At 58.3% G+C, this 17281-nt stretch carries 29 protein-coding genes; 26 read left to right on the top strand and 3 right to left on the bottom strand.

Translation table 11 applies throughout. The features are described 5' to 3' along the window. Positions 1–10: 10 nt before the first annotated feature. Positions 11–424 carry a 50S ribosomal protein L16 gene (gene rplP / locus SJY10_RS15475; RefSeq protein WP_072857162.1) on the top strand — a complete coding sequence of 138 codons (414 nt, stop codon included), beginning with the start codon at positions 11–13 and terminating at the stop codon, positions 422–424. Between the two features lie 78 nt (positions 425–502). Here rplP and SJY10_RS15470 read toward each other — a convergent pair whose 3' ends face one another. After that, positions 503–748 carry a YdcH family protein gene (locus SJY10_RS15470; protein ID WP_386684260.1) on the bottom strand — a complete coding sequence of 82 codons (246 nt, stop codon included), beginning with the start codon at positions 746–748 and terminating at the stop codon, positions 503–505. 117 nt (positions 749–865) lie between these two features. Between SJY10_RS15470 and SJY10_RS15465 the strand changes: the two genes are divergently transcribed. Next, positions 866–1489, top strand: coding sequence for a TIGR02466 family protein (locus SJY10_RS15465; protein WP_386684258.1), 624 nt, complete (start codon positions 866–868; stop codon positions 1487–1489). Here the strand turns inward: SJY10_RS15465 and SJY10_RS15460 are convergent, their stop codons facing one another. Then, positions 1490–2140, bottom strand: a complete 651-nt coding sequence (locus tag SJY10_RS15460; RefSeq protein ID WP_386684256.1) for a hypothetical protein — start codon at positions 2138–2140, stop codon at positions 1490–1492. An 81-nt stretch (positions 2141–2221) separates the two neighbouring features. Then, positions 2222–2398, bottom strand: coding sequence for a hypothetical protein (locus SJY10_RS15455; RefSeq protein ID WP_386684254.1), 177 nt, complete (start codon positions 2396–2398; stop codon positions 2222–2224). Positions 2399–2604: 206 nt separating this feature from the next. On the opposite strand from SJY10_RS15455, the gene rpmC reads away from it, so the two are divergent. The 24 genes from rpmC (at position 2605) to SJY10_RS15335 (ending at position 17217) form a co-directional block, all read left to right on the top strand. Next, complete coding sequence (rpmC, locus tag SJY10_RS15450; protein ID WP_386684725.1) at positions 2605–2814, top strand: 50S ribosomal protein L29; 210 nt, start codon at positions 2605–2607, stop codon at positions 2812–2814. Between the two features lie 3 nt (positions 2815–2817). Continuing rightward, positions 2818–3048, top strand: coding sequence for a 30S ribosomal protein S17 (rpsQ, locus tag SJY10_RS15445; protein WP_386684252.1), 231 nt, complete (start codon positions 2818–2820; stop codon positions 3046–3048). 84 nt (positions 3049–3132) lie between these two features. Then, positions 3133–3501, top strand: coding sequence for a 50S ribosomal protein L14 (gene rplN / locus SJY10_RS15440; protein ID WP_009574016.1), 369 nt, complete (start codon positions 3133–3135; stop codon positions 3499–3501). Then, positions 3501–3806 carry a 50S ribosomal protein L24 gene (gene rplX / locus SJY10_RS15435; RefSeq protein WP_386684250.1) on the top strand — a complete coding sequence of 102 codons (306 nt, stop codon included), beginning with the start codon at positions 3501–3503 and terminating at the stop codon, positions 3804–3806. Before rplN ends, rplX begins: the two co-directional genes overlap by 1 nt. Continuing rightward, complete coding sequence (gene rplE, locus SJY10_RS15430) at positions 3806–4369, top strand: 50S ribosomal protein L5 (RefSeq protein ID WP_386684248.1); 564 nt, start codon at positions 3806–3808, stop codon at positions 4367–4369. The genes rplX and rplE overlap by 1 nt, the downstream gene beginning before the upstream one ends. A 17-nt stretch (positions 4370–4386) precedes the next feature. Next, a complete protein-coding gene (rpsN, locus tag SJY10_RS15425) occupies positions 4387–4692 on the top strand; it encodes a 30S ribosomal protein S14 (protein ID WP_090189688.1) in 306 nt (101 codons plus the stop codon). 12 nt (positions 4693–4704) lie between these two features. Then, on the top strand, positions 4705–5097 hold the full coding sequence (gene rpsH, locus SJY10_RS15420) for a 30S ribosomal protein S8 (protein ID WP_386684245.1): 393 nt from the start codon (positions 4705–4707) through the stop codon (positions 5095–5097). 10 nt (positions 5098–5107) lie between these two features. Further along, positions 5108–5644 carry a 50S ribosomal protein L6 gene (gene rplF / locus SJY10_RS15415; RefSeq protein WP_386684243.1) on the top strand — a complete coding sequence of 179 codons (537 nt, stop codon included), beginning with the start codon at positions 5108–5110 and terminating at the stop codon, positions 5642–5644. Positions 5645–5655: 11 nt separating this feature from the next. Beyond that, complete coding sequence (gene rplR, locus SJY10_RS15410; protein ID WP_386684241.1) at positions 5656–6015, top strand: 50S ribosomal protein L18; 360 nt, start codon at positions 5656–5658, stop codon at positions 6013–6015. A 112-nt stretch (positions 6016–6127) separates the two neighbouring features. Further along, complete coding sequence (gene rpsE, locus SJY10_RS15405) at positions 6128–6733, top strand: 30S ribosomal protein S5 (RefSeq protein ID WP_386684239.1); 606 nt, start codon at positions 6128–6130, stop codon at positions 6731–6733. 12 nt (positions 6734–6745) lie between these two features. Continuing rightward, positions 6746–6934 carry a 50S ribosomal protein L30 gene (rpmD, locus tag SJY10_RS15400; RefSeq protein WP_090189679.1) on the top strand — a complete coding sequence of 63 codons (189 nt, stop codon included), beginning with the start codon at positions 6746–6748 and terminating at the stop codon, positions 6932–6934. Positions 6935–7184: 250 nt separating this feature from the next. Next, positions 7185–7406 carry a DUF1127 domain-containing protein gene (locus SJY10_RS15395; protein WP_386684237.1) on the top strand — a complete coding sequence of 74 codons (222 nt, stop codon included), beginning with the start codon at positions 7185–7187 and terminating at the stop codon, positions 7404–7406. A gap of 254 nt (positions 7407–7660) precedes the next feature. Further along, positions 7661–8149, top strand: coding sequence for a 50S ribosomal protein L15 (gene rplO, locus SJY10_RS15390; protein ID WP_386684235.1), 489 nt, complete (start codon positions 7661–7663; stop codon positions 8147–8149). A gap of 105 nt (positions 8150–8254) precedes the next feature. Beyond that, positions 8255–9616 carry a preprotein translocase subunit SecY gene (gene secY / locus SJY10_RS15385; protein WP_386684233.1) on the top strand — a complete coding sequence of 454 codons (1362 nt, stop codon included), beginning with the start codon at positions 8255–8257 and terminating at the stop codon, positions 9614–9616. Then, positions 9613–10257: an adenylate kinase gene (locus SJY10_RS15380; protein ID WP_386684231.1), complete on the top strand. Its 645-nt coding sequence runs from the start codon at positions 9613–9615 to the stop codon at positions 10255–10257. The genes secY and SJY10_RS15380 overlap by 4 nt, the downstream gene beginning before the upstream one ends. A 205-nt stretch (positions 10258–10462) precedes the next feature. Beyond that, positions 10463–10831, top strand: coding sequence for a 30S ribosomal protein S13 (rpsM, locus tag SJY10_RS15375; protein ID WP_386684229.1), 369 nt, complete (start codon positions 10463–10465; stop codon positions 10829–10831). A gap of 12 nt (positions 10832–10843) precedes the next feature. Continuing rightward, positions 10844–11236: a 30S ribosomal protein S11 gene (gene rpsK, locus SJY10_RS15370; protein ID WP_386684227.1), complete on the top strand. Its 393-nt coding sequence runs from the start codon at positions 10844–10846 to the stop codon at positions 11234–11236. 113 nt (positions 11237–11349) lie between these two features. Further along, complete coding sequence (locus tag SJY10_RS15365) at positions 11350–12366, top strand: DNA-directed RNA polymerase subunit alpha (RefSeq protein ID WP_386684225.1); 1017 nt, start codon at positions 11350–11352, stop codon at positions 12364–12366. A gap of 135 nt (positions 12367–12501) precedes the next feature. After that, positions 12502–12918, top strand: coding sequence for a 50S ribosomal protein L17 (rplQ, locus tag SJY10_RS15360; RefSeq protein WP_386684223.1), 417 nt, complete (start codon positions 12502–12504; stop codon positions 12916–12918). Positions 12919–13033: 115 nt separating this feature from the next. Beyond that, positions 13034–14356: a replication-associated recombination protein A gene (locus SJY10_RS15355; RefSeq protein ID WP_386684221.1), complete on the top strand. Its 1323-nt coding sequence runs from the start codon at positions 13034–13036 to the stop codon at positions 14354–14356. A gap of 30 nt (positions 14357–14386) precedes the next feature. Beyond that, entirely contained in the window at positions 14387–14764 is a 378-nt protein-coding gene (crcB, locus tag SJY10_RS15350) for a fluoride efflux transporter CrcB (RefSeq protein ID WP_386684219.1), read from the top strand. After that, positions 14761–15816 (top strand): RluA family pseudouridine synthase, encoded by a 1056-nt coding sequence (locus SJY10_RS15345; RefSeq protein WP_386684217.1) that lies wholly within the window; start codon positions 14761–14763, stop codon positions 15814–15816. Before crcB ends, SJY10_RS15345 begins: the two co-directional genes overlap by 4 nt. Positions 15817–15832: 16 nt before the next feature. Further along, positions 15833–16507, top strand: a complete 675-nt coding sequence (locus tag SJY10_RS15340; RefSeq protein WP_386684215.1) for an HAD-IA family hydrolase — start codon at positions 15833–15835, stop codon at positions 16505–16507. Continuing rightward, on the top strand, positions 16504–17217 hold the full coding sequence (locus SJY10_RS15335; RefSeq protein ID WP_386684213.1) for an ATP12 family chaperone protein: 714 nt from the start codon (positions 16504–16506) through the stop codon (positions 17215–17217). The genes SJY10_RS15340 and SJY10_RS15335 overlap by 4 nt, the downstream gene beginning before the upstream one ends. Positions 17218–17281: the final 64 nt, after the last annotated feature.

The following is a 17281-nucleotide window of genomic DNA, read 5'->3' as shown; positions in this document are numbered from 1 at the left end:
GTAACACAAGATGCTGCAACCAAAGCGCACCAAATTCCGCAAGATGCACAAGGGCCGGATCCATGGCGACGCGAAGGGCGGGTCTGACCTGAACTTCGGCACCTATGGTCTGAAGGCTGTTGAGCCCGAGCGGATCACTGCACGCCAGATCGAAGCTGCACGTCGTGCCATGACGCGTCACATGAAGCGTCAGGGCCGCGTCTGGATCCGTATTTTCCCGGATCTGCCCGTCACCTCCAAGCCCGTCGAAGTGCGTATGGGTAAAGGTAAGGGTTCCGTCGACTTCTGGGCTGCCAAGGTTAAGCCTGGCCGCGTGATGTTCGAAATCGACGGTGTTGATGAAGTGACTGCACGCGAGGCGCTGCGCCTTGCTGCGATGAAGCTTCCGATCAAGACCCGCACGGTCGTTCGCGAAGACTGGTAAAATGCCGGGCCTATTGCCCGTGTGAAAAAGAAGCCCCCGCCGAGCGATCGGCGGGGGCTTTTTGTTTTGCGGGTCTTCTTAGTTATTCGCAGCAGAAAGGGCGGCGGCAATCTGGTCTTTCAGGTGCAGGCGCTGTTTGCGCAGGTCAGCCATATGCGCGTCCGAAGTGGGCTCTACGTCGGTTTCGGCGCGGTGAACGGCGCGGTTTACCTCGTGATAGGTATCAGCCAGTTTTGCAAAATGCGCGTTTGTTGTACGCAGAGATTTAATCTGATCGGCCTGCGCGGGGAATTCTTCGGATAGCTCGTGGGGGGTGTTTGACATCGTCGTCTCCTTCTGACCGCGCCGTTTTAACGCACCGCGGCCCACGTCACCTTGACCCAAATCAAGATGCGCAACTCTACTCTCGCCAGGGCGGGGGCGCTGCGATATGAGAGCGGCATGTCAGATATATCCTCACTCTTCGTGACCCGCCTTTATCGCGCCAAGCTGTCAGAGCATGGCAAGCCCATCGATGCCGCCGAGCTGGAGGCGACATGTCTGTCCATTGCCGAAGATGACGAGGCAGGGCAGGAATGGTGTGAGGAGCATGATTTTCCGGGCTATACGTCCTATGCGTCATTGACGGATCTGCCGTGGCGGATGCCGATATTCAAGACATTGAAAAAGGCATTGGATAAGCACGTTAAAGCCTTTGCTGCCGATCTGGCGTTTGATCTGGGTGACAAGAAACTGAAGCTGGAAGATCTGTGGATTAACATCCTGCCAGAGGGTGGGATTCATACGGCGCATATCCACCCGCATTCGGTAATTTCAGGCACGACCTATGTGGCAATGCCCAAGGGCACCTCTGCTATCAAGTTCGAAGACCCGCGTCTGCCGATGATGATGGCGGCCCCCAGCCGCCAGAAGGGGGCAGAGGAAGCGCTACGCCAGTTCATCTATGTTGCGCCGGATGTCGGTGACGTGCTGCTGTGGGAAAGCTGGCTGCGTCACGAGGTGCCGATGAACATGGCCGAAGAGGACAGGATCAGCGTCAGCTTTAACTATCGCTGGGGCGATTGATTATTCTGCCGCGGCCGGCACGATATCAAGGCTGATATTGCCGATCGTCTTGTCCCGCAGCGGCGCGCGATATTTAAGTGCGCCGTTGACGATATAAAGCTTGGCGACCTCGTATTTCGTGAAAGCACCTGTGCCATCGGCGATGATCAGGATGTCCTGCTGCGCAAGCGGCGTGCTGGGCTTGATCAGTTCGAAATAAAGCGGGTCAGCATTGGCAGCCAGGCTTTCAACGACGCTAAGCACGTCGTCATAGTCGGTGATCCGTTCATCCTTGAAGTAGCAGTAACCTTCGGAGCCGGCGACGCCGACGGCCAGGACCACACCGACTGCGATCCCGATGGGCGACACCAGCGCCGCGCCTGCCGCACCCAGACCTGACCCTGTGCTGGCAACCAGACCGGCGGCGCCGGCGGCTGTTGTGCTAGCCGCTGCCGACCCAAGCAAAGAGGCACCGGTCGCGGCATCCGTCAGGGTGTAATAGCCAAGAGCATTGCCGGCAGCGCTGGTAACGCTGCTGCCGGTAGAGGCGACCGCAGCGGACCCTTTGCCGATCAAAGAGCTTAGCCGGTAATCGCAGGCACCGGCGGACGCGGCACCTGCCTGCAGGATTGCGGCCAAAGCGCAAAAGCCGATGACAGTTCTGGTCGCCATTTTATCGAATCCCCTGTGCTGCGGATGCTGTTCGCTGTCAGATACTGCATCGCTGCCGGCGTTCAACAAGCAACACTTCGGTTACTGAGCGGCAACCCGCAACGAGGCGATGTTTTCCGGCAGCTGCTGACCTTCCGGTGACACCGTCTGCTTGAGCCTTTCGTTATGTGCGTCCTGGGCAGCCGCTGCGGCAGGGTTATAGGAATTGCAAGCTGTCAGGGTCAGCAGCGCAATCAGGGCGAGGGGGAGCTTAAACATCAGTAGACCTTTCGATGGTGTGTAATCGTTAATGCAATATTAACGGTCTGCCCAAACATAGGGTGGCGCAATCCAAAACCCAATTTTACAGCGCTTTAAGGGGTTGCCACATGGGGGATACACCTGTAGAGGAGCGCTTCATCATGAACTCCACTGGACGACGGGTGACCCTTTTGGGCCCTCCAGTGATGTTGAAAGGAAATGGCATGAAAGCCAACGAACTGCGTGACAAGACGCCCGATCAGCTTCGGGAAGAGCTTGTAAACCTTAAGAAAGAGTCCTTCAATCTGCGTTTTCAGCAGGCCACCGGCCAGCTGGAAAACACTGCAGGCATCCGGAACGCACGTCGTTCCGCTGCGCGCGTGAAGACGATTCTCAATCAAAAAGCAGCTGATGCTGCCAAGTCGGAGGCCTAAAGCATGCCAAAGCGTATCCTGACAGGCGTCGTGACGTCGAACCAGAACGAGCAGACCGTAACCGTTTCGGTCGAGCGTCGCTTCAAGCACCCGCTGCTGCACAAGACTGTGCGTAAGTCCAAGAAATATCGCGCCCACGACGAGAACAACACGTTCAACGTTGGCGATCAGGTTCGCATTCAGGAATGCGCACCCAAGTCCAAGACGAAACGCTGGGAAGTGATCGTAGCATAAGCTGCGCCACCAACAGTTTAACGAAACCCTAGGGCCCGTCGGACAGAAATCGACAAAGTGCCTTAAAGGTCGAAAGGTAACCAAATGATCCAGATGCAGACCAACCTGGATGTTGCTGACAACAGCGGCGCTCGCCGTGTTCAGTGCATTAAGGTTCTGGGCGGTTCGCACCGCCGGTATGCTTCCGTGGGTGACATCATCGTGGTGTCGGTCAAAGAAGCAATTCCCCGTGGTCGCGTAAAGAAAGGTGACGTCCGCAAGGCCGTCGTCGTACGCACCGCCAAAGAAGTTCGCCGCGAAGATGGCACCGCGATCCGTTTTGATCGCAATGCTGCCGTTATCCTGAACAACAACAACGAGCCCGTCGGTACGCGTATCTTCGGACCGGTTGTTCGTGAGCTGCGCGCCAAGAACTTCATGAAAATCATCTCTCTTGCGCCGGAGGTGCTGTAATGGCTGCCAAACTTCGCAAAGGTGACAAGGTCATCGTGCTGGCTGGTAAAGACAAAGGTCTGACCGGCGAGATCAAGTCTGTCGATCCGAAGGCCGGCAAGGCCGTCGTCGAGGGTGTGAACATCGCGATCCGTCACGCCAAGCAGTCGCAATCGTCCGAGGGCGGTCGTACGCCCAAGCCGATGCCGATCCAGCTGAGCAACCTGGCTATCGTCGATGCCAACGGTAAAGCGACCCGCGTCGGTTTCCGTATGGACGGCGAAAACAAGGTGCGCTTTGCCAAGACCACAGGGGATGCACTCTGATGCTCGATCAAGCAAACTACACCCCGCGCCTCAAGCAGCAGTACATTGACACGATCCGTGCCAAGCTGATCGAGGAATTCGGCTACAAGAACCAGATGGAAGTCCCCAAGCTGGACAAAATCGTTCTGAACATCGGCTGTGGTGCTGAAGCTGTCCGCGACAGCAAGAAAGCCAAGTCTGCTCAGGAAGATCTGTCGACGATCGCTGGCCAGAAGGCCCTGACCACACGCGCCAAGAAATCCATCGCTGGTTTCCGCGTTCGTGAGGATATGCCGCTGGGTGCGAAAGTGACCCTGCGTGGCGACAAGATGTACGAATTCCTGGACCGTCTGATCACCGTCGCAATGCCGCGTATCCGCGACTTCCGCGGCGTGTCTGGCAAATCCTTTGATGGCCGTGGCAACTATGCCACCGGTCTGAAAGAGCACCTGGTGTTCCCAGAGATCAACTTTGACAAGATCGATGAGAACTGGGGCATGGACATCGTGATCTGCACCACCGCCAAAACCGACGCTGAAGCCAAGAGCCTGTTGAAAGCGTTCAACATGCCTTTCAACAGCTGATTGGGAGAATATTAGATATGGCTAAGAAATCCATGATCGAGCGCGAGAAGAAGCGCGAAAAGCTGGTGGCGCAGTATGCTGAGAAGCGTGCAGCACTGAAAGCGATCATCAACGACCAAGAGAAGCCCGTCGAAGAGCGTTTCAAGGCAACAATGGCTTTGGCCAAGCTGCCGCGCAACTCTTCTGCCGTGCGTCTGCACAACCGTTGCCAGTTGACCGGGCGTCCTCACGCCTATTACCGCAAACTCAAGATCAGCCGGATCGCGCTGCGGAACCTTGGTTCCAATGGCGAAATCCCCGGCATGGTCAAGTCGAGCTGGTAAGGAGAATTTATTATGAACGATCCTATCGGTGATATGCTGACACGCATTCGTAACGGCCAGATGCGCGGCAAGAGCGTGGTGGAAACACCTGCGTCCAAGCTGCGTGGCTGGGTGCTGGATGTGCTGGCCGACGAAGGCTACATCCGCGGTTACGAAAAGAAAGACGGCAAGGACGGTCACCCCGCATTTGCCATCAGCCTGAAGTACTACGAAGGCGATGCCGTCATTCGCGAAGTGAAGCGGGTTTCCAAGCCCGGTCGTCGCGTCTACATGGCCGTCAATGATCTGCCGTCCGTCCGTCAGGGCCTCGGTGTTTCGATTGTCTCCACCTCCAAAGGTGTGATGTCTGATGCAAATGCACGCGCAGCCAACGTCGGCGGCGAAGTGCTTTGCACCGTATTCTAAGGAGAGCATAATGTCTCGTATTGGTAAGAAGCCGGTCGAGCTGCCCTCCGGGGTTGAGGCGACAGTCTCCGGCCAGACCATCGAAGTAAAAGGCCCTAAAGGGACACGTTCCTTTAAGGCAACCGACGACGTGACCCTTTCGGTCGAGGATAATGCAATCACTGTGACGCCGCGTGGCAAGTCCAAGCGCGCCCGTCAGCAGTGGGGCATGACTCGCTCAATGGTGGAAAACCTCGTCACCGGCGTCACCACTGGTTTCAAGAAAGAGCTTGAAATCAACGGCGTTGGTTATCGTGCAACAATGCAGGGCGACAAAGTCCTGAAATTGGCGCTCGGTTACAGCCACGATGTGAACTTCGAAGTGCCTGAGGGCGTCACTGTGACGGCCCCCAAGCAGACCGAAATCGTTGTTGAAGGTATCGACCAGCAGCTTGTTGGCCAGGTCGCCGCGAACATTCGCGAGTGGCGTGCACCCGAGCCCTATAAGGGCAAGGGCATCAAGTACAAAGGTGAGTATATCTTCCGCAAAGAAGGTAAGAAGAAGTAAGGACGCATATCATGGCAAACAGCAAAAGAACTCTGTTTCTGAAGCGCCGCATGCGCGTCCGGAACAAACTGCGGGCTGTGAACGCCGGGCGCATGCGCCTGTCGGTTCACCGTTCCAACAAGAACATCAGCGTCCAGCTGATCGACGATGTGAACGGCGTGACGCTCGCGTCTGCTTCCACTCTCGAAAAAGCACTGGGCGTCGTTGGTCAGAACAACATCGAAGCCGCCAAGAAGGTGGGCGCTGCAATCGCAGAGCGTGCCAAGGCAGCCGGTGTCGAAACCGCCTACTTCGACCGTGGTGGTTTCCTGTTTCATGGCAAGGTGAAGGCAGTTGCCGACGCCGCGCGTGAAGCAGGTCTGAAAGTCTAAGCGAAAGTGAAGGCGGATGCCCGCAGGGGTGTCCGCCTCGATGATCGGGGGGCTTTTGTCCCACTGCGATCGATCCAAGCGGCGCAAGCCACCAAGATAAGGAATGCCACACATGGCAGAACGTGAACAGCGCGGGAACCGTCGTCCTCGCGAAGAAGCAGCACCGGAATTTGCCGACCGTCTGGTCGCCATCAACCGCGTGTCCAAGACCGTGAAGGGTGGTAAGCGCTTTGGCTTCGCCGCACTTGTCGTCGTCGGCGACCAAAAGGGCCGCGTCGGTTTCGGTAAGGGCAAGGCCAAAGAGGTCCCCGAGGCGATCCGCAAGGCAACAGAGCAGGCGAAGCGTCAGATGATTCGCGTCGCCCTGAAGGACGGCCGCACCCTGCACCACGACATGGAAGGCCGCCACGGCGCTGGCCGCGTTGTGATGCGCCAGGCCCCAGCAGGTACCGGTATCATCGCCGGTGGTCCGATGCGTGCCGTTTTCGAAATGCTTGGCGTGCAGGACGTTGTGTCCAAGTCGCTGGGTTCGCAGAACCCCTATAACATGATCCGGGCCACCATCGACGGTCTGAACAAAGAACAATCGCCCCGTTCTGTGGCGCAGCGTCGCGGCAAGAAAGTCGCCGACATTCTGCCCAAGCGTGACGATCACGTAACCGAGCAAAGCGACGTGGCCCACAACGCCACCGAAGCTGAAGCTACGGCTGACGCGTAAGGAGACCTGAGCATGGCTAAAACTATCGTCGTCAAGCAGATCGGTTCTCCGATCCGTCGCCCCGCCGTTCAGCGCGCTACGCTGGTCGGCCTTGGCCTGAACAAAATGAACCGTGAGCGCGAGCTGGAAGATACACCTTCTGTTCGCGGCATGGTCAACAGCATCCCGCACCTCGTTAAGATCATCGAAGAGCGCGGCTAAGCTGTAGGCAACCGCCAGGTTGCCGGAATTATCGGAACGCCTCGGGGGAAAACCCCGGGGCGTTTTGCGTTGGGGCAGGGTGCCGGGGGCAAAGTTTTCAAACTGCCTAAATGATATGCATTTCATGCATGGCGGCTTGTAGATTCCAGCGATTGTGCGGCCCCGACTGCGGGCTTAGGTGAGGCGCACACTGAAATTGAACTGTTTGGTCAAAATGCCCAGGCAGCCCGCACATGGATTGGATGCCCTCATGGCACATATGAATACACTTGCACCGCACGTTTCCGGCTCGACCTTTGGTCAGGTCATTATCGACACCATCGCAGATCTGCGCGAGCGCAGCGCCAAGCGGGCTGTCTATCGCCGCGTTTATAACGAACTGAGCGCCATGGGCCCGCGCGAACTGGCGGATATCGGTATCAGCCGCAACAACATCGCCGAAATTGCAAAGCAGTCTGCTTACGGGCTTTAAGACGTCAGGGCTGAGGACGGCAGGCGCGCCCCGGTTTTCACCGGGGCGTTTTGCGTTTGGGAGTAGGTAATTCTGACTGAAATCGACAATGGCAGCGACTGAAGGGCGCGATGCTGGATCAGGTTCCTTGACGGCGGAAAACGCCGAGGCTATACGCCGCCAGTCTGCGCCCGGTTGGGGGCCGATTCACATGTAATGCCGTGTGCCACGTTCCCGTCGCTGGGTGTGGTCCTCCGGCTGAAGGAGAAGCGACAATGTTTAAGCTGAATGAACTGTCCGACAACGAAGGCGCAACCCACCGCCGCAAGCGCGTTGGTCGTGGCCCGGGTTCCGGCAAAGGTAAGACCGGTGGCCGTGGTATCAAAGGTCAGAAGTCCCGTTCGGGTGTTTCGATCGGTGGTTACGAAGGCGGTCAGATGCCATTGTACCAGCGTCTGCCAAAGCGCGGTTTCAACAACATCAATTCCAAGACCTATTCTGTCGTGAACCTGGGCCTGATCCAGAAGTTCATCGACGAAGGCAAGATCGACGTTAAAAACGATCTGACCGAGGACGCGCTGATTGCATCCGGTCTGGTCCGTCGTCTGAAGGACGGTATCCGCGTTCTGGCAAAAGGCGAGATTACATCGAAGATTACGCTGGTTGTTCACGGTGCATCCAAGGGTGCCATTGAGGCAATCGAAAAAGCCGGCGGTAGCGTGACTGTGACTGCCAAGCCCAAGGCTGGCACTGAAGCGGCCTGATCGCTTGCGGGCGACGGCTTCGTCGCCTAGATAGGGTCTGAGTTTTCCCAAACGCCGCCACCGGGACATCCGACTGGCGGCGTTTTTCATATAAAAGAGACGTGCATGGCATCCGCTGCAGAACAAATGGCCGCCAATATGAGCTGGGGCGCCTTCGGTAAGGCGACAGAGCTGCGCAGCCGCATCCTTTTCACCATTGGTATGCTGATGGTGTACCGCCTTGGGACGTATATCCCGGTTCCCGGCATCGACGGCGTCCAGCTGCGCGCCTTTATGGACGACGCAGCCGCTGGCATTGGTGGCATCCTGTCGATGTTTACCGGTGGCGCGCTGTCCCGGATGGGTATCTTTGCCCTTGGCATCATGCCGTATATTTCGGCCTCGATCATCGTGCAGCTTTTGGGTGCCATGTGGGAGCCGCTGAAGAACCTTAAGAAAGAGGGTGAGCAGGGGCGTCGCAAGATGAACCAGTACACTCGTTACGGCACGGTTTTGCTGGCCACGGCGCAGGCCTATGGCCTTGCGAAGTCGCTAGAGGCAGGCGGCCTTGCGTCGAACCCCGGCCTGTTTTTTACTGCGGCTTGCGTCATCACGATCGTCGGCGGCACCATGTTCCTGATGTGGGTGGGTGAGCAGATCACCAGTCGCGGCATCGGCAACGGTATTTCCCTGATCATCTTTGTCGGCATCATTGCCGAAGTGCCTGCTGCCTTGGCGCAGTTCCTGTCGCAGGGCCGGTCGGGTGCAATCAGCCCCTTTGTGATTGTCGGCGTGATCCTGATGGTTATCGCGATTCTGGCGTTTGTTGTGTTCATGGAGCGGAGCCTTCGCAAGATCCACATCCAGTACCCCCGCCAGCAGCGCGGCATGAAGGTTTATGACGCATCGTCGAGCCACCTGCCAATCAAGGTAAACCCGGCTGGCGTGATTCCCGCGATCTTTGCCTCTGCTTTGTTGTTGCTGCCGACCACGATCAGCACATTTTCAGGCGGTTCGACCAACGTCGTGATGTCCACCATTCTGGCCTACTTCGGTCCGGGGCAGCCGCTGTATCTGCTGTTCTTTACGATCATGATCGTCTTTTTCACCTACTTCTATACACGCGAAGTGGCGTTCAAGACGGATGAGGTCGCCGAAAACCTGAAGAACCAGAACGGTTTTGTGCCCGGTATCCGCCCCGGCAAGAAGACGGCCGAGTATCTGGATTATGTCGTAACCCGTATCCTGGTTCTTGGCTCTGGCTATCTGGCGCTGGTCGCCCTGTTGCCGGAAATCATCCGGAGCCAGTTTGCTGTTCCATTCTACTTTGGTGGTACTTCGGTTTTGATTATCGTCTCGGTAGGGATGGATACGATACAACAAATTCAATCCCACCTACTGGCGCACCAGTATGAGGGGCTGATTGAAAAGTCGCAGTTGCGTGGCAAGCGCAGCGCGAGCAAGCGGAGGGGACCGGCGCGTCGATGAATATTATCCTATTGGGACCGCCGGGGGCGGGCAAAGGAACACAAGCGCGTCGTCTGGTTGACGAGCGTGGTATGGTTCAGCTTTCCACCGGTGACATGCTGCGGGCTGCCCGCACGTCCGGCACCGAAATGGGCAAGCGTGTTGCTGATGTCATGGACCGCGGCGAGCTGGTCACGGACGAGATTGTCATTGGCCTGATTCGCGAACAGCTGACCAATGATGACGCGGCGAACGGCTATATCTTTGACGGCTTCCCGCGGACGCTGGCGCAGGCTGATGCCTTGGGTAACCTGTTGGCCGAACTGGGCGAAAATCTGGATCGCGTGATTGAGATGAAGGTCGACGACGACGCGCTTGTCGCGCGGATCACCGCACGATCGACCTGTGGCAACTGCGGCGAAGTCTATAATGACGCGACCAAGCCGGTCCCTGCGGACGGTGTTTGCACCAGCTGCGGGGAAAAAGCTGAATTCGTGCGTCGTGCTGACGACAACGAAGAAAGCCTCAAAACCCGGCTTCTAGCCTATTACAAGCAGACCAGTCCGCTGGTTGGCTATTACTACGCCCGCGGCGATTTGCGCACGGTCGATGGTCTGGCCAGTATGGACGACGTCGCCTCGCAGATTAAAAAAGCTCTTTGATGTCGTTGAATGGTTGGGGGGCTTGACCCCCGGCCAACACGCCTCTAGATACCCCCATCCCGCAAGGGAATCACTGCCGTGGCAAGGGTCGCACCCGATTCTGCGGATTACCTGATATGACATAGGCCCGCCGCTTGTTCGGTCGGGCCTGCGTTGTGAAAAAAGGGTCTGGTATCACGGACCCGCAACGAAAAGGAAAGCTCACGTGGCACGTATTGCCGGCGTAAACATCCCGACTGCAAAGCGGGTTCCAATCGCCCTGACCTATATTGCCGGTATCGGCGACACGACCGCAGCGAAGATCTGCGAAGCAACAGGCATCGACGTTACGCGCCGCGTGAACGATCTGTCTGACGCTGAAGTGTTGAAGATCCGTGAATACATCGACGAAAACGTCACCGTCGAAGGTGACCTGCGTCGCGAAATCCAGATGAACATCAAGCGTTTGATGGACCTGGGCTGCTACCGCGGCCTGCGTCACCGTCGTGGTCTGCCCGTTCGCGGTCAGCGTACGCACACCAACGCACGTACCCGCAAAGGCCCCGCAAAGGCCATTGCCGGCAAGAAGAAATAAGGAGTCCCCGTCATGGCACGAGATACCCGCCGGACCGGCAAGAAAAAGGTCTCCAAGAACATCGCAGCTGGCGTTGCGCATGTGAACTCTTCTTTCAACAACACCAAGATCCTGATCTCGGACGTCCAGGGCAACGCGATTGCCTGGTCCTCTGCAGGCACGATGGGCTTCAAGGGTTCGCGTAAGTCGACACCCTACGCAGCCCAGATGGCAGCAGAAGATTGTGGCAAGAAAGCCCAGGAACACGGCGTCAAGACGCTGGAAGTCGAAGTGCAGGGCCCCGGTTCGGGCCGTGAGTCCGCGCTGCGCGCGCTGGCTGCTGCCGGTTTCAACATCACCTCGATCCGTGATGTGACGCCGATGGCTCACAACGGCTGCCGCCCGCCAAAGCGTCGCCGGGTCTAAGCTAGACACCAAGATGAGTGGGGCCGTGCGATTGTGCGCGGCCCCAATCTGCCGTTTTGAAACCTCGAGCGCCCGACTTTTTGGACATGAAGTTGAGCAAGGATGGAGGGACTATGATCCACAAGAACTGGGCTGAGCTGATCAAGCCGACACAGCTGGACGTGAAGCCGGGCAACGACCCGCATCGTCAAGCGACCTTGATCGCAGAACCGCTGGAGCGTGGCTTTGGCCTGACGCTTGGCAACGCGCTGCGCCGCATTCTGATGTCGTCGCTGCAAGGTGCCGCCATCACGGCCGTGCAGATCGACAACGTCCTGCACGAATTCTCCTCCGTTTCGGGTGTCCGCGAAGATGTCACCGACATCGTCCTGAACCTGAAGGGTATCGCGATCCGTATGGATGTCGAAGGCCCCAAGCGTCTGAGCGTTCAGGCCAAGGGTCCGGGCATCGTCACCGCTGGCGATATTTCGGAAACATCCGGCATCGAGGTTCTGAACAAGGATCACGTGATTTGTCACCTGGATGACGGCGCGGATCTGTATATGGAACTGACCGTCAACACCGGTAAGGGCTATGTTTCGGCTGACAAGAACAAGCCGGAAGATGCGCCGATCGGCATGATCGCAATCGACGCGATCTATTCCCCGGTCAAGAAGGTCAGCTATGATGTTCAGCCGACCCGCGAAGGTCAGGTTCTGGACTATGACAAGCTGACGATGAAGATCGAAACCGACGGCTCGCTGACGCCTGACGATGCTGTGGCCTATGCTGCCCGCATCCTTCAGGACCAGCTGCAGGTTTTCGTGAACTTCGACGAACCAGAATCGGCTTCTGCCGGTGGCGACGACGACGGGCTGGAATTCAACCCGCTGCTGCTGAAGAAAGTCGACGAGCTGGAACTGTCTGTCCGTTCGGCAAACTGCCTGAAGAACGACAACATCGTCTACATCGGCGATCTGATCCAGAAGACCGAAGCCGAAATGCTGCGCACGCCAAACTTTGGCCGCAAGTCCTTGAACGAGATCAAGGAAGTGCTGTCGGGCATGGGCCTGCACCTTGGCATGGATGTCGAGGACTGGCCGCCAGACAACATCGAAGATCTGGCCAAGAAGTTCGACGACCAGTTCTAAGAATAGGGGGCGGGTCACGATCCGCCCCTTTCCCAAATGCCCGCGTATGGCGGGGAATATCAGGGCAATACTGCCCCAATAATGCGGCTGACACGCATCAGACCGCTGCACAAAGTATAATTAGGAGATGACCAAATGCGTCACGCAAGCGGCTACCGCAAACTGAACCGGACTCACGAGCACCGTAAGGCGATGTTCGCCAACATGGCTGGTTCGTTGATCGAGCATGAGCAGATCAAGACGACTCTGCCGAAAGCTAAAGAATTGAAGCGTATCATCGACAAGCTGATCACGCTGGGCAAGCGCGGCGATCTGCACGCACGCCGTCAGGCCAACGCACAGCTGAAGCAGGAAATTCACACTGCCAAGCTGTTTGAAATCCTTGGCCCGCGTTACGCAGAGCGTCAGGGCGGCTACTGCCGCGTTATGAAGGCTGGCTTCCGTTATGGCGACATGGCACCGATGGCGATCATCGAGCTGGTTGACCGTGACCGCGACGCCAAGGGCGCTGCTGACAAGGCCCGCCTGATCGAGATCGACGAAGAGGCGTAAGCACTTTTCGTTATCCTGTTGCGAAAGGCTCGGTCCGCTGGACCGGGCCTTTTTCGTTTTTGGGTCGCGGTGGGGGTGGCTTACAATACTGCGAAAAGGGACCTAGATATTAACCATGCCTGATTTATTCGACAGCCCCTCTTCCCCAACCTCTGCCAGCGCAGGCCCGCGCCCGTTGGCGGACCGGTTGCGGCCGCAGACTTTGGGGCAGGTGATCGGGCAGGGACAGGTGCTTGGGCCAGATGCGCCGCTTGGTGCCATGCTCGCGTCAGGGTCGCTGTCTTCGCTGGTGCTGTGGGGGCCGCCGGGTGTGGGCAAGACGACGATTGCCCGTTTGCTGGCGGACGAGACGGACCTGCATTTCGTCCAGATCAGCGCAATTTTCACTGGTGTGCCCGAACTGCGAAGAGTATTCGAAGCGGCCCGCATGCGCCGCCAGAACGGTAAAGGCACGCTGCTGTTCGTTGACGAGATCCACCGTTTCAACAAGGCGCAGCAGGATGGGTTTCTGCCCCACATGGAAGATGGCACGATTCTTTTGGTCGGTGCCACGACGGAAAACCCCAGTTTCGAGTTGAACGCAGCTTTGCTGTCGCGGGCGCAGGTTCTGATTTTGACGCGGCTGAACGATACGGATCTGGAACGGCTGGCACAACGGGCAGAGGCGGATCTAGACCGCAAGTTGCCGCTTGATGCGCAGGCGCGGGATCAGTTGATCAATATGGCCGATGGGGATGGGCGCAGCCTGCTGAACCTGATCGAACAGGTGGCGGCGTGGAAAACGGACAAACCGCTTGGCACGGATGCGCTGACGTCCCGCCTGATGAAACGCGCTGCCAAATACGACAAGTCGGGCGAAGAGCATTACAACCTCATCTCTGCCTTGCATAAATCGGTGCGCGGATCTGATCCTGATGCTGCGCTGTATTGGCTCGCCCGTATGCTGACGGGCGGCGAAGATCCGCGATATCTGGCACGCCGGATTGTCCGCATGGCGGTCGAGGATATCGGGCTGGCCGATCCGCAGGCGCAGCACGTCTGCCTGCAAGCCTGGGAGACTTACGAACGACTTGGCAGTCCCGAAGGCGAGCTGGCGTTGGGGCAGGCGGTAACGTACCTCGCGCTCGCGCCGAAATCTAATGCAGGCTATGTTGCCTTTAAGGCGGCGATGGCAGCGGCGCGGCAGACGGGGTCAGAGCCACCGCCGCGGCACATTTTGAACGCGCCGACAAAGTTGATGAAGGAACAGGGCTTTGGCACCGGCTATGCCTATGACCATGACGCCGAGGACGGTTTTTCCGGTCAGAACTATTTCCCCGATACGATGAAACGGGGGATCTATTATCTTCCTGTTGATCGGGGGTTCGAACGCGAGTTGAAAAAGCGCGTGGATTTCTTTGCCGGACTGCGGGTCAAGCGTCAGGGCAGCACGAATTGACAAGTTGACCTGTTCGGGCGACAGGGGGTGATGATCTTGACTGCTTTGACTGTGGCCCTTGGCGGGGCGATCGGCGCGACGTTGCGCTGGCTGACCGGACTGCTGACGCTGCGCATTATGGGCCAAGGGTTCCCATGGGGGACGCTGACGGTAAATGTGCTTGGGTCTTTGTTGATGGGGGTTGTCGTTGTGGCGCTGGCAGAAAAGAGCGGCCTGCGGGCGGCCCCGTTTCTGATGACGGGTGTTCTGGGCGGCTTCACGACATTTTCGGCGTTCTCGCTTGATGCGGTGGCGCTGATGGAAAGAGGCCAGTTCAATCTGGCCGTCGCCTATATCGGCGGCAGCGTAATTATCGGACTGGCGGCGCTGGTCTTTGGCATGACTTTGACACGGATGGTATTGGCATGAGCGGCGGAGTTCAGACACGGGTCATCGGGCCCGACGACGGCGATCAACGGCTGGACCGCTACTTGCGGCGGTTGTTTCCGCACCTGACGCAGGGCCGGATCGAAAAGCTGTGCCGCAAGGGCGACATCCGCGTTGATGGCGGACGGGTCAAGTCGAACACGCGGCTGGATGTGGGGCAAAGCATCCGCATCCCGCCCTTGCCGACCGAGGCGCAGGTGGAGGCAGAGCGTAGCCTGCTGAAACAGGGTGTGACAAAGGCGGATGCCGCCTTGATCCAGTCCTGCGTGATCTACCGCGACGACCACATGATCGTCATCAACAAGCCCGCGGGGCTGGCAACGCAGGGCGGCACCAACACCACCCGACACGTTGATGCGATGTCAGAGGCGCTGATGTTCGGCTATGACGAAAAGCCGCGTCTGGTGCACCGTCTGGACAAGGACACCTCTGGCGTTCTGGTGCTGGCCCGCACGCGCATGGCGGCCAAGCAGCTGACAGAGAATCTGAAGCACCACGCCACGCGCAAGATTTACTGGGCCGCTGTCGCTGGCGTGCCCCATCCCCGTGCTGCAACGATCAAGTATGGCCTGCTGAAGGCACCCGGTCACGGCAAGGGCGGCGAGAACGAAAAAATGCGCTGCATCCATCCTAAAGAGGTCGACAGCACCGAGGGCGCAAAGCGGGCCACCACGGATTACGCCGTACTGGACACGCTGGCAAAGCGCGCGGCCTGGGTTGCGCTGGTGCCGATCACAGGGCGGACCCATCAGTTGCGTGCCCATATGGCCGAAATCGGTCATCCCATCATCGGGGACGGCAAATACGGCGGGACAGAGCAAGAAAACCTTGGCGATGGCTGGGGGGCTGGCATGGGCGGCGACATCAGCCGCAAGATGCACCTGCATGCCCGCAGCCTGACGATCGAACATCCCGAAACCGGTGCGATTCTGCATCTGACGGCGCCGCTACCTGACCATATGCAGCGCACCTGGGACTTTGTCGGCTGGCATGTCAGCCATGCGCCGGTTGATCCCTTTAATATGCCCGACTGATCGCTAGGGGCCTGTTATGCCTGACCTGCGCCTTGTCATTTTTGACGTGGACGGAACGCTTGTCGACAGTCAGGCTGAAATCCTCGGTGCGATGACGCATGCTTTTGGGGCGGTCGGGCTGGCCCCGCCCACCCGGGCAGAGGTGTTGTCTATCATCGGCCTGTCGCTGCCCGAAACCTTTGCCGTGCTGTGCCCCGATCTGGATACAGGAGCGCGGAATGAATTGGTGCGCCATTACCGGGCATCATTTCATGACCATGCGGTTGCTGACCTGAAGCGGCGTAGCCCGTTGTTTCCGGGCGCACTGGACGTGCTACATCGCCTGCAGGCGCAGGATGATACGCTGCTTGCGGTCGCGACAGGCAAGTCGAAGCGCGGGCTGGATCGCCTGATTGACCAGCACGACCTGCGGGGGCTGTTCATCAGCGGCCAGACATCAGATTTCCATCCCTCCAAACCGCATCCGTCGATGGTTTTGACCTGCCTTGCGGATGCCGGTGTTGCGCCGCAGCGCGCGGTCATGGTCGGCGATACGCGCTATGATATGGATATGGCGCGCGCGGCCGGTGTGGCGACCATCGGTGTCGGCTGGGGCTATCACGCGCCGGACACGCTGGGCGCTGACCGTTTGATTGATACCTTCGCGGCGCTGGACGCTGCCATTGATGACCTGATCGGAGATCCCGCATGAGCGACTGGGCCCCAAAACGTTTCTGGACCAATGCAACAACTGTCGCCCGCGACGGCGGCTTTGCCGTCGATCTGGATGGTCGCGCGGTCAAGACGCCGTACAAGCAACCATTGATCCTGCCGACGCAGGCCATGGCAGAGCGTGTTGCCGCCGAATGGCAGGCACAGGGCGAGAAGATTGACCCCACAACAATGCCCGCCACGCGCGCGGCGAACTCTGCTATCGACAAGGTGACACCGCAGTATGACGCTGTCGTCGCGATGCTCGCGTCCTACGGGGAAAGCGATCTGCTGTGCTATCGCGCTGCCTATCCAGAGGAACTGGTTGCGGCCCAATCGCAGGCTTGGGATCCCTGGCTAGACTGGTCTGCTCAGGCGCTAGGGGCACCGTTGAAGACCGCGACAGGGGTGATGCCGATTGCGCAGCCGGACGAATCGTTAATACGGCTACACGATCACGTAAAAACCTACGACCCTTTTGCGCTGACGGGCTTTCATGACCTTGTGCAATTGTCGGGTTCCCTGATTCTGGCTGCCGCGGTCGCAAAGGACGCGTTGACGCCGGGCGATGCCTGGCCACTGAGCCGGATCGACGAGGATTTCCAGATCAGCCAATGGGGCGACGACGAGGAAGCCGCCGAGGCGGCGGCGATCAAACAACAGGCATTCTTTGATGCCGCGTTGTTTTTGAACCTGAGCCGATCAACCTGAAGCGGTCAAGAAACAGGCCAAATGGGTCAAACTGCCGTTCACTTAGGCAGATACAGCCGTTTGT

This window comes from Loktanella sp. R86503 (assembly GCF_042466455.1).
Lineage (GTDB): Bacteria > Pseudomonadota > Alphaproteobacteria > Rhodobacterales > Rhodobacteraceae > Loktanella.
Note: the sequence above shows the minus strand (reverse complement) of the source record. Positions and strands in the feature narration are given on the sequence as shown.

What these genes read in the sequence shown, in the direction of transcription:
- SJY10_RS15355 (WP_386684221.1), top strand. Translation starts at nt 13,034, where the DNA reads ATGCCTGATTTATTCGACAGCCCCTCTTCCCCAACCTCTGCCAGCGCA.
- SJY10_RS15345 (WP_386684217.1), top strand. Translation starts at nt 14,761, where the DNA reads ATGAGCGGCGGAGTTCAGACACGGGTCATCGGGCCCGACGACGGCGAT.
- rpsE (WP_386684239.1), top strand. Translation starts at nt 6,128, where the DNA reads ATGGCAGAACGTGAACAGCGCGGGAACCGTCGTCCTCGCGAAGAAGCA.
- SJY10_RS15365 (WP_386684225.1), top strand. Translation starts at nt 11,350, where the DNA reads ATGATCCACAAGAACTGGGCTGAGCTGATCAAGCCGACACAGCTGGAC.
- SJY10_RS15395 (WP_386684237.1), top strand. Translation starts at nt 7,185, where the DNA reads ATGGCACATATGAATACACTTGCACCGCACGTTTCCGGCTCGACCTTT.
- rplP (WP_072857162.1), top strand. Translation starts at nt 11, where the DNA reads ATGCTGCAACCAAAGCGCACCAAATTCCGCAAGATGCACAAGGGCCGG.
- rplR (WP_386684241.1), top strand. Translation starts at nt 5,656, where the DNA reads ATGGCAAACAGCAAAAGAACTCTGTTTCTGAAGCGCCGCATGCGCGTC.
- rplO (WP_386684235.1), top strand. Translation starts at nt 7,661, where the DNA reads ATGTTTAAGCTGAATGAACTGTCCGACAACGAAGGCGCAACCCACCGC.
- rplX (WP_386684250.1), top strand. Translation starts at nt 3,501, where the DNA reads ATGGCTGCCAAACTTCGCAAAGGTGACAAGGTCATCGTGCTGGCTGGT.
- rplE (WP_386684248.1), top strand. Translation starts at nt 3,806, where the DNA reads ATGCTCGATCAAGCAAACTACACCCCGCGCCTCAAGCAGCAGTACATT.
- SJY10_RS15335 (WP_386684213.1), top strand. Translation starts at nt 16,504, where the DNA reads ATGAGCGACTGGGCCCCAAAACGTTTCTGGACCAATGCAACAACTGTC.
- SJY10_RS15460 (WP_386684256.1), bottom strand. Translation starts at nt 2,140, where the DNA reads ATGGCGACCAGAACTGTCATCGGCTTTTGCGCTTTGGCCGCAATCCTG.
- rplN (WP_009574016.1), top strand. Translation starts at nt 3,133, where the DNA reads ATGATCCAGATGCAGACCAACCTGGATGTTGCTGACAACAGCGGCGCT.
- rpsK (WP_386684227.1), top strand. Translation starts at nt 10,844, where the DNA reads ATGGCACGAGATACCCGCCGGACCGGCAAGAAAAAGGTCTCCAAGAAC.
- rpsN (WP_090189688.1), top strand. Translation starts at nt 4,387, where the DNA reads ATGGCTAAGAAATCCATGATCGAGCGCGAGAAGAAGCGCGAAAAGCTG.
- SJY10_RS15380 (WP_386684231.1), top strand. Translation starts at nt 9,613, where the DNA reads ATGAATATTATCCTATTGGGACCGCCGGGGGCGGGCAAAGGAACACAA.
- SJY10_RS15455 (WP_386684254.1), bottom strand. Translation starts at nt 2,398, where the DNA reads ATGTTTAAGCTCCCCCTCGCCCTGATTGCGCTGCTGACCCTGACAGCT.
- rpsH (WP_386684245.1), top strand. Translation starts at nt 4,705, where the DNA reads ATGAACGATCCTATCGGTGATATGCTGACACGCATTCGTAACGGCCAG.
- rpmD (WP_090189679.1), top strand. Translation starts at nt 6,746, where the DNA reads ATGGCTAAAACTATCGTCGTCAAGCAGATCGGTTCTCCGATCCGTCGC.
- SJY10_RS15465 (WP_386684258.1), top strand. Translation starts at nt 866, where the DNA reads ATGTCAGATATATCCTCACTCTTCGTGACCCGCCTTTATCGCGCCAAG.
- secY (WP_386684233.1), top strand. Translation starts at nt 8,255, where the DNA reads ATGGCATCCGCTGCAGAACAAATGGCCGCCAATATGAGCTGGGGCGCC.
- rpmC (WP_386684725.1), top strand. Translation starts at nt 2,605, where the DNA reads ATGAAAGCCAACGAACTGCGTGACAAGACGCCCGATCAGCTTCGGGAA.
- rplF (WP_386684243.1), top strand. Translation starts at nt 5,108, where the DNA reads ATGTCTCGTATTGGTAAGAAGCCGGTCGAGCTGCCCTCCGGGGTTGAG.
- SJY10_RS15340 (WP_386684215.1), top strand. Translation starts at nt 15,833, where the DNA reads ATGCCTGACCTGCGCCTTGTCATTTTTGACGTGGACGGAACGCTTGTC.
- rplQ (WP_386684223.1), top strand. Translation starts at nt 12,502, where the DNA reads ATGCGTCACGCAAGCGGCTACCGCAAACTGAACCGGACTCACGAGCAC.
- crcB (WP_386684219.1), top strand. Translation starts at nt 14,387, where the DNA reads ATGATCTTGACTGCTTTGACTGTGGCCCTTGGCGGGGCGATCGGCGCG.
- SJY10_RS15470 (WP_386684260.1), bottom strand. Translation starts at nt 748, where the DNA reads ATGTCAAACACCCCCCACGAGCTATCCGAAGAATTCCCCGCGCAGGCC.
- rpsQ (WP_386684252.1), top strand. Translation starts at nt 2,818, where the DNA reads ATGCCAAAGCGTATCCTGACAGGCGTCGTGACGTCGAACCAGAACGAG.